Annotated in this window: 11 protein-coding genes; 6 read left to right on the forward strand and 5 right to left on the reverse strand. The window is 64.3% G+C overall.

All coding sequences use genetic code 11. From position 1 onward, the window contains the following. Nucleotides 1-100: 100 nt before the first annotated feature. From BPRO_RS13690 to BPRO_RS13715, 6 genes are all read left to right on the forward strand, one after another. A complete protein-coding gene (locus BPRO_RS13690) occupies nucleotides 101-796 on the forward strand; it encodes a GntR family transcriptional regulator (protein WP_011483668.1) in 696 nt (231 codons plus the stop codon). Beyond that, the gene (locus BPRO_RS13695) at nucleotides 793-3,933 is read left to right on the forward strand and encodes an FAD-binding and (Fe-S)-binding domain-containing protein (RefSeq protein WP_011483669.1); all 3,141 of its coding nucleotides are present in this window, start codon (nucleotides 793-795) and stop codon (nucleotides 3,931-3,933) included. Before BPRO_RS13690 ends, BPRO_RS13695 begins: the two co-directional genes overlap by 4 nt. 30 nt (nucleotides 3,934-3,963) lie before the next feature. After that, nucleotides 3,964-4,902 (forward strand): 1-phosphofructokinase family hexose kinase, encoded by a 939-nt coding sequence (locus BPRO_RS13700; protein WP_011483670.1) that lies wholly within the window; start codon nucleotides 3,964-3,966, stop codon nucleotides 4,900-4,902. Between the two features lie 195 nt (nucleotides 4,903-5,097). Next, entirely contained in the window at nucleotides 5,098-7,575 is a 2,478-nt protein-coding gene (ppsA, locus tag BPRO_RS13705; RefSeq protein ID WP_011483671.1) for a phosphoenolpyruvate synthase, read from the forward strand. Next, nucleotides 7,572-7,946, forward strand: coding sequence for a CBS domain-containing protein (locus tag BPRO_RS13710; protein WP_011483672.1), 375 nt, complete (start codon nucleotides 7,572-7,574; stop codon nucleotides 7,944-7,946). Before ppsA ends, BPRO_RS13710 begins: the two co-directional genes overlap by 4 nt. An 89-nt stretch (nucleotides 7,947-8,035) precedes the next feature. Beyond that, nucleotides 8,036-8,533 (forward strand): hypothetical protein, encoded by a 498-nt coding sequence (locus BPRO_RS13715; protein WP_011483673.1) that lies wholly within the window; start codon nucleotides 8,036-8,038, stop codon nucleotides 8,531-8,533. On the opposite strand, the gene BPRO_RS13720 is transcribed toward BPRO_RS13715, so the two are convergent. The 5 genes from BPRO_RS13720 to cobO form a co-directional block, all read right to left on the reverse strand. Then, the gene (locus tag BPRO_RS13720; protein WP_369794574.1) at nucleotides 8,530-10,080 is read right to left on the reverse strand and encodes a cobyric acid synthase; all 1,551 of its coding nucleotides are present in this window, start codon (nucleotides 10,078-10,080) and stop codon (nucleotides 8,530-8,532) included. The two genes, BPRO_RS13715 and BPRO_RS13720, sit on opposite strands and share 4 nt — an antisense overlap. Next, nucleotides 10,050-11,093 carry an aminotransferase class I/II-fold pyridoxal phosphate-dependent enzyme gene (locus BPRO_RS13725; protein WP_011483675.1) on the reverse strand — a complete coding sequence of 348 codons (1,044 nt, stop codon included), beginning with the start codon at nucleotides 11,091-11,093 and terminating at the stop codon, nucleotides 10,050-10,052. Before BPRO_RS13725 ends, BPRO_RS13720 begins: the two co-directional genes overlap by 31 nt. Next, on the reverse strand, nucleotides 11,093-12,061 hold the full coding sequence (gene cbiB / locus BPRO_RS13730; RefSeq protein WP_041388823.1) for an adenosylcobinamide-phosphate synthase CbiB: 969 nt from the start codon (nucleotides 12,059-12,061) through the stop codon (nucleotides 11,093-11,095). The genes BPRO_RS13725 and cbiB overlap by 1 nt, the downstream gene beginning before the upstream one ends. Beyond that, nucleotides 12,042-12,728 (reverse strand): 5,6-dimethylbenzimidazole synthase, encoded by a 687-nt coding sequence (bluB, locus tag BPRO_RS13735; protein ID WP_011483677.1) that lies wholly within the window; start codon nucleotides 12,726-12,728, stop codon nucleotides 12,042-12,044. Before bluB ends, cbiB begins: the two co-directional genes overlap by 20 nt. A 113-nt stretch (nucleotides 12,729-12,841) precedes the next feature. Further along, nucleotides 12,842-13,423 carry a cob(I)yrinic acid a,c-diamide adenosyltransferase gene (cobO, locus tag BPRO_RS13740; protein ID WP_011483678.1) on the reverse strand — a complete coding sequence of 194 codons (582 nt, stop codon included), beginning with the start codon at nucleotides 13,421-13,423 and terminating at the stop codon, nucleotides 12,842-12,844. Nucleotides 13,424-13,430 lie beyond the last annotated feature (7 nt).

A 13,430-nucleotide genomic window follows, 5' to 3' on the forward strand; every position in this document is an offset into this window, starting at 1 on the left:
AGGCAAGACCGTATTTTTTGCATACAAAATTCATTTGTCAACCTAACCAAGGGTAAACGATGGATTTGACAGCTACTTTTTTTGCATACAGAATTTAACCATGTCCGCAAATGTCATTCCCATTCCGCGTGCCGCCCTGCATGAGCAGGTGGCGCACCGCCTGCGCGAGATGCTGGTGGAAAACCGCATACCGCCCGGCGCCAAGCTCAACGAGCGGGAGCTGAGCGAAGTACTCAACGTTTCGCGCACGCCGCTTCGGGAGGCGATCAAGATGCTGGCCGCCGAAGGGCTGGTCGAGCTGCTGCCCAACCGGGGAGCGATCGCGGTTGAGCTGACCGAAGCCGATATATTGAATACCTTCGAGGTCATGTCGGGGCTGGAGGCCCAATCCGGCGAGCTGGCGGCCCAGCGCATCACCGAGTCCGAACTGGCCGAGATCAAGGCCATGCATTACGAGATGCTGGCGGCCTACACGCGCCGCGACCTGCCGGGCTATTACCGGCTCAATGCGGCCATTCACAACGCCATCAACGCCGCCGCCAAAAACCCAGTGCTCACGGCGACCTACAACCAGGTCAACGCCCGGCTTCAGGCGCTGCGTTTTCGCTCCAACCAGGACGGGGAAAAGTGGAAAGACGCCGTGAAAGAGCATGAACTGATGATTGAAGCGCTCAGTGCGCGCGACCCTGCTGCCATGCGCGCCGTGCTGGCCAGCCACCTGATCCACAAACAGGATGTGGTGATCGAGCAGCTGCGCGCTGCCGGTAACACCCATCCTTCCGCAGCCAAAGCATGAACGCTCCCCTCCCCCTCAAGATCACCCAGGAAGCAGCCGCCCGGGCCTACGACGATGTCGCGCGTGTCAGCAATGAAGTCGCCGGCCGGCTGGCCGCCCGCCTGGCCAGTGAAACCCGCGGTGAAGTGCTGTTCTCGCCGGCAGACCGGGGCCGCTACGCGACGGACGCGTCCATTTACCAGGTGATGCCGGTCGGCGTGTTTGTGCCGCGCACGGCCGACGACGTAAAAACCGCGCTGGATATTTGCCGCGACCTGGCCGTGCCGATTGTTCCGCGCGGCGGCGGTACCAGCCAGTGCGGCCAGACCGTGGGCGCCGGCCTGGTGATCGACTATGCGAAACATATTCGCAGCATCCTGCATGTGGACCCGCAGGCGCGCACCGCCGAGGTCGAGCCCGGCATTGTGCTGGATCACCTCAATGCCGCGCTGAAACAATACGGCCTGTGGTACCCGGTGGATGTGTCAACCAGCGCACAGGCCACGCTGGGCGGTATGGCCGGCAACAACTCCTGCGGCAGCCGCAGCATCGCCTACGGCAACATGGTGCATAACGTGCTGGGCGCAACGGCCTGGCGCTCGGACGGCAGCCTGCTGGAACTGGGACGCTATGACGCCGCCAGCGGCCTGGCGCGCGCGACCGGCGACTACGTCAAGGCCCTGTCGGACCAGCTCCGGCCCGAACTGCAGGCGCACTGGCCCAAGGTGCTGCGCCGCGTGGCCGGCTACAACCTCGACATCTTCAACAACCAGAACGAAAAACCGTATACGCAAGACGGTTCCGTCAACCTGGCACATTTGCTGATTGGCAGCGAAGGCACGCTGGCGCTGACCAAATCACTCAAGTTGCGCCTCAGCGAACTGCCGCGCACCAGGGTGCTGGGCGTGGTGAACTTTCCCACCTTTTACCAGGCCATGGACTCGGCCCAGCACATTGTCAAACTGGCAAATTCAGACGGACACAGCGGCGTATCCGGGGCCACGCTGACGGCCGTCGAGCTGGTCGACCGCACGATGATCGAGCTGTCGCTGCAAAACCCGGCCTTTGCGCCCACGGTGCGTACCGCGCTGATCGGCCAGCCCGATGCCATCTTGCTGGTCGAGTTTTCAGGCGCATCCAAAGCTGAGCTCACGCCCAAGATCAAGCAATTGGTCGAACTGATGGGCGACCTGGGCCTGCCCGGCTCGGTGGTTGAAATGATTGAGGACGCGCCGCAAAAAAACCTGTGGGAAGTGCGCAAGGCCGGCCTCAATATCATGATGAGCCTCAAGGGCGACGGCAAGCCGGTCAGTTTTATTGAAGACTGCGCCGTGCCGCTGGAACATCTGGCCGAATACACCGATGCGCTCACGCAGGTGTTTCGCAAACACGGCAGCAAGGGCACCTGGTACGCCCATGCGTCCGTCGGCACGCTGCATGTGCGGCCCATCCTCGACATGCGCCGGGATGGTGGCGCCAAGATGCGCGCCATTGCCGAAGAAGCCTCTGCCCTGGTGCGCCATTACAAGGGCGCCTACAGCGGCGAACATGGCGACGGGCTGTGCCGCGGCGAATGGGTGCAGTGGCAGTTCGGCCCCAAAATCAACGAAGCGTTTGCGCAAATCAAGAACTACCTCGATCCGCTGAATTTGCTCAGCCCGGGGCGCATCGTTGCGTCAGCCGGGCATCCACTGCCCAAAATGGACGACACCCGGCTGATGCGCTTTCCGCCCGGGTACAAGGTGATACCGATCCGGACCGCGCTGGACTGGAGCGCCTGGGACGTGCAAAACGACCCCGTGACCGAGCAGACCAGCGCCCCCGGCACCGGCGGCGACCCCGCCCACGGCTTTGCCAAGGCGGTGGAGATGTGCAACAACAATGGCCATTGCCGCAAGTTTGACGCCGGCACCATGTGTCCGAGTTACCGCGTCACGCGTGACGAAAAGCACCTCACGCGAGGGCGAGCCAACACGCTGCGCCTGGCGCTCAGTGGCCAGCTGAACCCATCCAGTTCGCTCCCTCTTCCCCCGGGAGAGGGTTGGGGTGAAGGCGCGCTGGAAGCCGTGAAAGACGCACTGGACCTGTGCGTCGGCTGCAAGGGCTGCAAGCGCGACTGCCCCACCGGCGTGGACATGGCCAAAATGAAGGTGGAGTTTTTGCACCACTACAAGGCCAGGCACGGCTACACGCTCAAGGACAAGCTGGTGGCCTATTTGCCCGACTACGCCCACTGGGCCAGCCGCTTTGCGCCGCTGCTCAACCTGCGCGACAGCATTCCGGGTCTGGCGGCCCTGAGTGAAAGGCTGTTGGGCTTGTCTGCCCGGCGCACGCTGCCGCAGTGGAAGACGAAAACCTTCTTCAACTCGGCCCCCGTCAGCGCCACACGCGAAGAGGTGCTGGCCGCCAGCAAACCCGTGGTGCTGTTTGTAGACACCTTCAACGGCTACTTCGAATCCAGGAACGCGGTTTCGGCATTGAAAGTGCTGCAGGCCGCGGGCTATACGGTGCATGTAGCGACAAAAACCATAGCCGACGGCAAGAGCCTGTGCTGCGGCCGGACCTACCTCGCCAGCGGCATGATCGCCCAAGCCAAGGCCAAGGCGCGCGAACTGACAGACGCCCTGCTGCCCTTCGCCGAAAAAGGCATCGCCATCGTCGGGCTGGAACCCTCCTGCCTGCTGACCCTGCGCGACGAAGCGCTGGTGATGGGACTGCGCGACACTGCGCAAACCATCAGCCAGCACGCGCTGCTGCTGGAAGAGTTCCTGGCACGCGAGGCGGCCGCCGGCAAGCTGGAAACCCTGAAGGCCGCGCTTCAGCCAGTCACCCAGCCGATCCTGCTGCACGGCCACTGCCACCAGAAGGCTTTTGGCGCGGTGAGTCCCATCATCGACGTGCTCAAGCTGATTCCGGGCGCCCAGCCGGAACTGATCGAATCGAGCTGCTGCGGCATGGCTGGCAGCTTCGGCTACGAAGCCAGCCACTACGAGGTGTCCATGCAGATGGCCGAACTCAGCCTGTTGCCGGCGGTGCGCAAGCAGCCCGACGCGATTGTGGTGGCCGACGGCACCAGTTGCCGCCACCAGATCAAGGATGGTGCGCAGCGCGAGGCGATTCATGTCGCCGTGCTGCTGGCGCGGCAGCTGCGGGTCTGAGGCAGGGAAACACGGGAGCAAGTGAAGGCCATGACCGACATCCTGACCATCACCATGAACCCGGCCCTGGACGTCTCCACCTCGACCGACAAGGTCATGGACACGCACAAGCTGCGGTGCGCTGCCGCGCAATTGCATCCTGGCGGCGGCGGGATCAACGTGGCTCGCGTCGTGCAGCGGCTCGGCAGCGACTGCATTGCGCTCTTTCTGGCTGGGGGCATAAACGGGCAACTGCTGCGGCAACTGCTGGACCGGGAGCAGGTGCGCAGCCACTGGATCCCCATTGCCGGGGAAACCCGTGAGAGCTTTTCCGTCCACGAAACATCCAGCGGGAAGGACTTCCGCTTTGTACTGCCCGGCCCGACCCTGACGGCGCCGGAGTGGCAGGCCTGCCTGGACTTTGTCAGCAAGCTCGGCGTGCCTGCCGCTTATGTGGTGGCGAGCGGCGGCCTGCCCCCGGGGGTACCTGGCGACTTTTATGCTCAACTCACGCGGCTGACCCGCTCGCGCGGCAGCCGGGTGGTGGTGGACACGTGGGGGCCGGCGCTGGCGGCGGCCCTGGCAGAAGGGGTGTACCTGATCAAGCCCAGCCTTCAGGAACTGCGCGAGTTGACCGGCTTGCCGCTGGCTGACGAACCGCAATGGCGCGAGGCGGCAAAGCGGATCATCCTGGCGGGGCACGCGCAGGTCGTGGCGCTGTCGCTCGGCGAGGACGGCGCCCTGCTCGTCACCGCAGACCGGACTCTGCGGGCCCGGGCAGTACCGGTCAAGGTGGCCAGCACCATCGGGGCGGGTGACAGCTTTGTCGGCGGCCTGGTCTGGGCGCTGAACCGCGGCGACGACCTGGAGCAGGCGTTTCGTTACGGCATGGCGTCCGGCGCGGCGGCCCTGCTCACTGCGGGAACGGCCCTGGGCCAGGCGGCCGATGTTGAGCGCCTTAGCAAGGACGTGATCGTCGAACCAGCCTGAGCCTGGTCTTGCTGAGCCTGGTCTTGCTGAGCCTGGTCTTGCGTCCCTGGAAATAACAGCATCAAAAGTAGCGAACCCAGGGGCCCGTCTTTGATCTGGCGCAATACAGCGCCGCCCCGTTGCGCCTACCGTATGCCAAGGTAAAGGCAACAGCAACAACAACAGGAGACTGGCTGGCATCCGGCCACCCCCGTCATGACGAAAAACTACATTCGCTGGTTTTCGGAAATCGGTGTCGCCGATGTCGCGCTGGTGGGCGGCAAGAACGCGTCGCTGGGCGAGATGGTCCGCGAACTGGGGACGCAGAATGTGCGGGTGCCCAATGGCTTTGCGGTCACGGCCGAAGCCTATCGCTACGTGCTTGATCAGTCGGGGGCCTGGCCAGGCCTGCACGATGCACTCGACGGCCTGGACGTCAAGGACGTCGATGACCTGGCGCGGCGCGCACAGCGGGCGCGCGAGATCATCCAGGCCGCGCCGTTGCCCGAGGACCTTGTCGCCGGGATCGCCGCAGCCTACACCCGACTGCAGACCGAGTACGGCGAAGGGTTGACAGTGGCCGTGCGCAGCTCGGCGACCGCCGAAGACCTGCCGACCGCCAGCTTTGCCGGCCAGCACGAAACCTTTCTGAACATCTCGGGACAGGCGCGCCTGCTTGATGCGGTCCGCCAGTGCTTTGCCAGCCTGTTCAAGGACCGGGCCATCGCCTACCGCGTTGACCATGGCATCGATCATTTCAGGGTGTTCCAGTCGGTGGGCGTGATGAAGATGGTGCGCGCCGACCGCGCCGCCAGCGGCGTGATCTTCACCCTCGACACCGAGACCGGATTTCGCGACGTGGTTTTCGTCACCGGCGCCTACGGGCTGGGCGAGAACGTGGTGCAGGGCACGGTCGACCCGGACGAGTTTTATGTGTTCAAGCCCACCCTGCGGCAGGGCCACCGGGTCGTGCTCAGGCGCAAGCTCGGCGGCAAGGAAATTCGCATGGTCTATGCCCGGGCTGCCGGCCGCGAGACCACGCGCAACATGCCGACACCGCCGGAGGACCAGGCGCGTTATTGCATCAGCGACGATGAGGTGCTGGAACTTGCCGACGCCGCGATCAGGATCGAAGACCACTACAGCCGCAAGTCCGGCCACCCGACACCCATGGACATTGAATGGGCCAAGGATGGCCTGGACGGCAAGCTCTATATCGTCCAGGCGCGGCCAGAAACCGTGGCCTCGCGCAAACCGCTGGGAACCATCGACGAATACCGGCTGGGCGGCAAGGGTGCGCTGCGCGTCAGCGGCCGCGCCGTGGGCAGCAAGATCGCCTCGGGGCGGGCGCGCGTCATCAGCGACGTCGGCGAGCTCAACCAGTTCCAGCCCGGCGAGGTGCTGGTGGCGGACACGACCATGCCCGACTGGGGCACGGTAATGAAGATAGCCGCCGCCGTGGTGACCAACCGGGGCGGGCGGACCTGCCACGCGGCCATCGTTGCGCGCGAAATGGGTATTCCGGCGGTGGTCGGCTGCGGCCAGGCCACCACCGCGATCCGCACCGGTGACGAGATCACGGTGTCCTGCGCCGAAGGCAGCGAGGGCCGGGTCTACGCCGGGCTGTTGCCCTTCACGACAACGCACCTCGACGTGACCGGCCTGCCCAGGCCGCAGACACACATGATGGTCAACATCGCCAACCCCGACACCGCGTTCCAGACCGCGCTGCTGCCCAACGACGGCGTCGGCCTGGCGCGCATGGAGTTCATCGTCGCCGAACACATCCGCGCCCACCCGATGGCGCTGGTACACCCTGAAAAAATCGAGGATGCCTCGGTACGCGAGGAAATCGCCCGCCTCACGCGTTCGTATGCCAAGCCGGCCGACTATTTCGTCCGGCAGTTGTCTGAAGGCGTGGCCACCATTGCCGCGGCCTTCTGGCCCAAGCCGGTGATTGTGCGCATGTCCGACTTCAAGACCAATGAATACGCGAGCCTGCTCGGCGGACGCTGGTTCGAGCCGGTCGAAGCCAATCCCATGATCGGCTTTCGCGGTGCCTCGCGTTATGCGCACCCGGCCTATGCCGAGGGCTTCGCGCTGGAGTGCGCGGCCATGAAACGGGTGCGCGACGAGATGGGCCTGTCCAACGTCAGGTTGATGATCCCGTTTTGCCGCCGTGTCGAGGAAGGCGAGCGCGTGCTGCAGGCCATGGCCGGATACGGCCTGGCACGCGGCGGTCATGAAGCTGGCAAGGGGCTGGAAATTTACGTCATGTGCGAGATCCCCAACAACGTGATCCAGATCGATGCGTTTGCCCGGCTGTTCGACGGTTTCTCCATCGGCTCCAACGACCTGACGCAACTGGCGCTCGGGGTGGACCGCGACTCCGACATCGTGGCCTTCGACTTCGACGAACGTGACCCGGGCGTCAAAATGCTGATTCGCCAGACCATAGAGGGCGCGCGGCGCAATCACCGCCACGTGGGTATTTGCGGCCAGGCGCCCTCGGACTACCCCGAAATCGCAGAATATCTGGTAGAACTCGGCATCGACTCGATGAGCGTCACCCCGGATACGCTAATGAAAATCACGCGCGACGTGCTGGCCGTGGAAGCACGGCTGGGACGCGCGCCACGCAGCGCCGCGCCGGCGCGACATGAGCCGTCATCGGCGGCCAGGAGCATGCCATGAGCAAAAAAATATCGTCATTGATGCACCGTGAAGTGTGCCTGGTCGGCCTGGACGACACGGCGCAATCCGTCGAGGCCCAGATGGTGGCCAAGGGCCTGTCATGGGTGCCGGTGGCCAATGCCGACGGCGTGGTCCTGGGCGTCATCAGCAGCGCGGACCTGCTGCGCCTGCATGCCGAAGGCAAGCCCTTCCAGAAAGTCAGCGCCTGGCAGCTCTGCACCTACAAGCCGATCACCGTGCGCCCGGACGCCACCCTCAGCGAAGTCGCCAGCCTGATGGTCGCGATGAATATTCATCATGTGGTGGTGGCGGAGGGCACGCATATCAAGGGGGTCGTCTCCTCACTCGACTTCGTGCGCACCTTCGTGTAGGGGGCAGCAAGGCAGCTCCGGTGGCTCCGGGTGGCCTCAGGTAGCGCCGGCTTGCTCGAGGTGACTCCAGGCTTCTTCATAATCACCCCATGAAGTCTTTACCACGCCACCCCGGAAGCAGGCCCCCTGCATTTCGCCAAATCCATGCGCTGCTTGCCGCCGCCCTGCTCTGCGGCTGCGCCGCCACAAAGGCACCCAAGCCTGCCTCTGCCTTGCCAGCAGCACCCGCACCCCACCCCCTCGTGGGAACCTGGACCTGGACACCGCCCGGCAAGTCCTGTACCGAAACCTGGCAGTACCGCGCCAACGGCACCCGGCTGAGTACCAGCGGTGAAGAAGTCACACAGGGCAATTACGAAATACCGCGCGTGCCTGGCCTGCTGGGCTTCTACCGGCTCGCCGAAACAGTCACCACCAGCAACGGCAAACGCGACTGCTCGGGTGACCTGCATGAAAGCCCGGAAGATGGCGCCACAGAGAGCGTCACGCGCTTCATCCAATTCAACCCCCAGCGGGACCAGTTCATCGTCTGCAAGGCCGAGTCGCTCCAGGCCTGCTTTGGGCCCCTGAAGCGCGTCTCCGGTTAAGGGGTCGCTATCAGTGATTGCAAAACGCCCGGCTCAAAGTGCTGCTCTATGTAATCGGCCAGTCCGTCAAATACGGCATCCAGCGTGGGTACCGTGGCGCCAAAGAGCGCCTGCAGCACGGCCGGATCTTCAAACATGCCATGCAAATACAGGCCCAGCACATTGCCTCGAGTGTTTTGCCAGGCCAGGCCTTCGGCCATCACGCCATGGGCAATGTCCCCTGCAGCCGCCATGGCCGTGTGGGGCGCCGTTTGGCCGTGATGAATTTCGTAGCCCTGTAGGCCCACGCCTGACAAGGCCGCCCAGGCTCCGGCCAGCTCGCCAAACCGGGCTTGCCTGCGCTGCACGGTTTTGCCTTCTTCAAACACGGTGACCACAGGCAGCAGCCCCAGCCCCGGCGCATTGCCGTCAATGCCATGCGGGTCGATCAGCGCCTCGCCGAGCATTTGCAGGCCGCCGCAGACGCCCAGCACCGCACCGCCCTGCTCTGCATGGGCGGCCACCGCACGGTCCAGCCCCTGCGCGCGCAGCCAGGCCAGGTCGCCGCTGGTGTGCTTGGAGCCGGGCAGGATGATCCAGTCAACGCCGGCCAGCTCGCCGGGGCTGCGCACCCACTTCAGGTGCACGCCCGGCACATTTTTGAGCGGCTGAAATTCGTCCAGGTTGCTGATGCGCGGGTAGGCGATGACGGCGATCACAGGTCGCGGTGAACGCAGCGAAGGGCCGCCCCGAGCAAGTTCAGCCCCCTCGGGGGGCAGTGTGGACACGCCAGTGCCGAGCGTGGGGGCCATATCAAACACGCCGTCTTCTTCGGGCAGGCCATGCTGCCACCACATCGGCAGTGTCGCCACGGTGGGCACACCGGTCATCTCCTGCAACATTTGTGGTCCGGGCGCCAGCAGGCTGGCGTCGCCGCGAAACTTGTTGAGCACAAAGCCCTTGATCAGCTGGCGTTCCGCCTCATCGAGCATGGCCCAGGTGCCATACAGGTGGGCAAAGGCGCCGCCGCGGTCGATGTCGGTGACCAGCAGGCAGGAAGCCCCGGTGTGCTGCGCCACGCGCATATTGACGATGTCGCTGGATTTGAGGTTGATCTCCGCCGGCGAGCCCGCGCCTTCAATCACCACCACGTCATTCTCGGCCAGCAGTTCGTCCAGCGCCCGGGCGATGACCGGCCACACCGAAGCGCTGCGGCCGCGCCAGGGCATGCGCGAGAGCTCGGCATCGACCTGGCCCATCAGGATGACCTGGCTTTGCGTGTCTTTTTCGGGCTTGAGCAGCAAGGGGTTCATGCGCACATCAGGCTCGGCGCGCGCCGCCAGCGCCTGGAAATACTGGGCGCTGCCAATCTCGCCGCCCGCGACAACGCGGGCATTGTTGCTCATGTTCTGCGCCTTGAAAGGCGCAACCTTCAACCCCTGCCGCGCGTAGTAACGGCACAGTGCGGTGGTCAGCCAGCTTTTGCCGGCGCCGCTGGTGGTACCCAGAACCATGACGCTTCTGGCCAATGTGCCGCTCATGCTGACTTTCGTGTGATGTATTGCCATGCATTGTGCAATGCGTCCTGCGCAGCGGGCGGCTGGACGCTGATGCGCACATGGCCGGGCAGGCCGAAGGAGGTGGTGTCGCGCAGCTTGATGCCCTGGAGGCGCAATGCGGCCAGCACCTGCTGCAAAGCGAGGCCCGCCGGTAATACGGGCCGGGCGCAGAAAAAATTGGCATGGCTGGGCAGGCAGGTCCAGCCCAGGGATTCGCACAGCGCAATTTGCCGTGCTTTCCACTCGCGCAGGGTCTTCAGGCTGTCCACCAGCCAGTCTTGCACGTCAGGACGCAGCCAGGCATGCAGCATGGCCACGCCGTGCGCGCCCGCCGGCCACGAAGGACACAGCTGCTCCAGCGCAAGCACCTCCTCCTCCGCATCGACGGGTGCAATGGCGTACGCGGCACGCACGCCCGTCAAGCCCAGCGCCTTGTTCGGTGTCCAGAGTTGCCAAAATTTTTGCAGTTGCGCATCGGTGAGCGCCAGCGCGCCACTCAGTCGCAAGGGTTCGTAGGCCCGGTCGAGCACACTGATGGCGGGTGGGCCGGCTTCATTGACCAGATCGTCCAGACCCGCGTGCGCCGCTCCCAGCGGGCTGGATGGGTCGCAACTCCAGCGCAGCTGTGCGTTGGCAACCTGGTCCGCCACGGTCAAGCGATGTGCATGGGCCGCTTGCGCATAGTCGCCATAGCTGAGCGGCGGCAGCCAGACCGAACGCCCGCCCTCCTTCGCCACCAGCGCCATCAACGCCACCAAGGCGGTGACGCGGAAAATAAATTCGCTGGCGCTGCCGGCCAGCAATACACGCCGCACATCCACACCGTGAAACCCAGCCAGTTGCTGGCGCAGGGCGGTGTAGCTGGCGTCTGGGTATACCGTGGCGTCTGCCTGGCTGACTGCGGCTTGCGCCAAAGGGCACGGCCCGCAGGCGTTGCTGTTGGTGGAGAAGTCATGAAGCGGCACGCCATACGGGTCGGGGCCACCGTGAATTCGCAGGCATTGCGGTTGCTGCGTGCTCATCATGAAAAATGCGCGAACGCTATCAATATGATGGCTGTCGGCGCACATAAAACAAGGGAAAAAACCACTTTTGATGCGTGTTTTTGCGCGGAAACGGTGTCAGGAGCCTGTGGCGGTTTGCCCTCGGGGTTGAGCGTGTAAACACCGGGTTTGCGCAGGCTGACGCCCAGCGCCAGGGCCATGGCCGCCATCGGCCAGCCGCTGTTGGGCGATGGCGTTTTACGGGCTTCCCTTCGCAATGTTTCCAAGTTTTTAAAGGACAAGCCCCCCGCCACCAGGGCCAGCAGCAAAGCCGTCAGGCGCGCCGGAATCCATGACAACACATCGTCAGCCCGCGCCGCCCACTTGCCCGCCCATTCCCAATGCTCGCCCTTGTACATCCCGCGATAGCCCCACATCGCGTCTGCAGTATTGGCGAAGCGGTAAATGGCGGCGCCCGGCAAGCCGAACAGCACAAACCAGAAAATGGGTGCCACCACGGAATCGTTGAGGTTCTCGGCCAGCGATTCGATCGCGCTTTCGCGCACTTCGCTTTCGTTGAGCAGCACGGTGTTGCGGCTGACCAGCCACGACAACCGTTCGCGTCCTGCTTCCAGCGATTGCTGCAGCGCCGCTTCAACCGCATCGACTTCGCTGCGCAGCATGCGCCAGGCCAGCATGGGCTTGAGCAGCACGGCCATGAACACCGCAGCAATGACCGGATGCAGGCTAAAAACCATCTGCCGCTGGGCAAACCAGGCCAGGCCACCCACCAAAACCGCACCAGCCAGCCACGCCAAAGCCCCCGAGCCGAACGCCAGCGAGGGCTGCAAACCAGGCAAAAGCTTGCCACACCACGACAGGTACTTGCCCATGCCCACCACCGGATGCATCCAGGCGGGTGGTTCGCCGAATACGCCATCCATGAGCAAAGCGAGCAACAATGCTGCCGCCATGAGCAGCGCGCCATCACTCATGGGGTGAGGCATGAGGTAGGGCCGGCTTGGCCCAGTAGTCTTCAAAAACCATGTCGGCCAGCGGCGCACGGTGCGCCCAGTTTTCAGCCTGCAGCATGGGCTGGTCGTAAAACGCCTGGACCGGGCCCAGGCACAGCACGGCAATGGGTTTGCTGCCCTCGGGCATCTGCAGCAGTTGCGCAAGTTGCTGCGGGGGGAACATCGACACCCAGCCCATGCCCAGCCCTTCCGACCGCGCGGCCAGCCAGAGGTTTTGAATGGCACAGGCGGCGGAGGCCAGGTCCATTTCAGGCAGGGTACGGCGGCCAAAGACATGCTGCTCGCGCCCTGGCGGCAGCGCCACCACCAGCACTTCGGCGGCATCAAGCACGCCCTGCACCTTGAGCTTCATGAACTCGTCTTCGCGCTCGCCCAGCGCCCGGGCCGTCAGGATGCGCTCCTGCTCGATCAGCGCATGCACGGCGGCGCGCAGCGGCTGGCTGCGCACGCGGATAAAGCGCCAGGGTTGCATAAAGCCGACGCTGGGTGCGTGGTGGGCGGCAGCCAGGAGGCGCTGCAACACCTCATCGGCCACGACCCCGCCGCTGAAATGGCGCATGTCGCGCCGCTCATAAATGGCGCGGTACACCGCCTGCTGCTCGGGCAGGCTGAAGGCGTGGGGGACTGATGGAACACTCATTGGGACAACCTTGTTCTGCTTCTAATTCGGTGCGAGATCAGGCGCACCGCCGCAGGCAGTGCTTTGGCACGGCAAGGCGGGCAACGACATATCGCATTGAAGTAGAGACAGAATCAGTCCTCGATGCCGCGCTGGGCGGGGATGCCGGCATTGAACGCGTGCTTGACCTTGGTCATCTCGGTCACGGTATCGGCCAGCTCGATGATTTCGGGCGGGCAGCGCCGGCCGGTGAGGACCACATGCACGTCCTTCGGGCGATCGCGCAGCGTCTGCAGCACGTCGTCCAGTGGCATCCAGCCGTAAATCAGCGGATAGGTGATTTCGTCCAGCACCACCATGAAGTACTCACCGCTCAGGATGGCTGCCTTGGCTTTCTCCCAGCCATCGCGTGCCAGCTGCGCGGAATGTTCCAGGTCCTGGCTTTTCCAGCTGAAGCCGTCGCCCAGCCCTTCGATCGGTATGCCCAGCTGTTCGAACATGCGGTGCTCGCCAAAGCGGGCGCTGGGCACTTTCATGAACTGGAAAATCTTGACGGCCTTGCCATGCACATGGTGGCGCCCGTGCGCGCGCAGGGCCAGGCCAAAGGCAGCGGTGCTTTTGCCCTTGCCATCGCCGGTATTGACGATGACGATGCCGCGGCGTTCACCCCCGGGTTTGTCATAGGGCTTGTCGGACGGTGGGGTTTCAATCTGCATGGCAATC

The sequence above is a fragment of the Polaromonas sp. JS666 genome (assembly GCF_000013865.1).
Lineage (GTDB): Bacteria > Pseudomonadota > Gammaproteobacteria > Burkholderiales > Burkholderiaceae_C > Polaromonas.

Bases quoted from the DNA above. Each gene is read 5' to 3' on its own strand.
- BPRO_RS13690 (WP_011483668.1), top strand. From the start codon at position 101: ATGTCCGCAAATGTCATTCCCATTCCGCGTGCCGCCCTGCATGAGCAG.
- BPRO_RS13695 (WP_011483669.1), top strand. From the start codon at position 793: ATGAACGCTCCCCTCCCCCTCAAGATCACCCAGGAAGCAGCCGCCCGG.
- BPRO_RS13700 (WP_011483670.1), top strand. From the start codon at position 3,964: ATGACCGACATCCTGACCATCACCATGAACCCGGCCCTGGACGTCTCC.
- ppsA (WP_011483671.1), top strand. From the start codon at position 5,098: ATGACGAAAAACTACATTCGCTGGTTTTCGGAAATCGGTGTCGCCGAT.
- BPRO_RS13710 (WP_011483672.1), top strand. From the start codon at position 7,572: ATGAGCAAAAAAATATCGTCATTGATGCACCGTGAAGTGTGCCTGGTC.
- BPRO_RS13715 (WP_011483673.1), top strand. From the start codon at position 8,036: ATGAAGTCTTTACCACGCCACCCCGGAAGCAGGCCCCCTGCATTTCGC.
- BPRO_RS13720 (WP_369794574.1), bottom strand. From the start codon at position 10,080: ATGGCAATACATCACACGAAAGTCAGCATGAGCGGCACATTGGCCAGA.
- BPRO_RS13725 (WP_011483675.1), bottom strand. From the start codon at position 11,093: ATGAGCACGCAGCAACCGCAATGCCTGCGAATTCACGGTGGCCCCGAC.
- cbiB (WP_041388823.1), bottom strand. From the start codon at position 12,061: ATGCCTCACCCCATGAGTGATGGCGCGCTGCTCATGGCGGCAGCATTG.
- bluB (WP_011483677.1), bottom strand. From the start codon at position 12,728: ATGAGTGTTCCATCAGTCCCCCACGCCTTCAGCCTGCCCGAGCAGCAG.
- cobO (WP_011483678.1), bottom strand. From the start codon at position 13,423: ATGCAGATTGAAACCCCACCGTCCGACAAGCCCTATGACAAACCCGGG.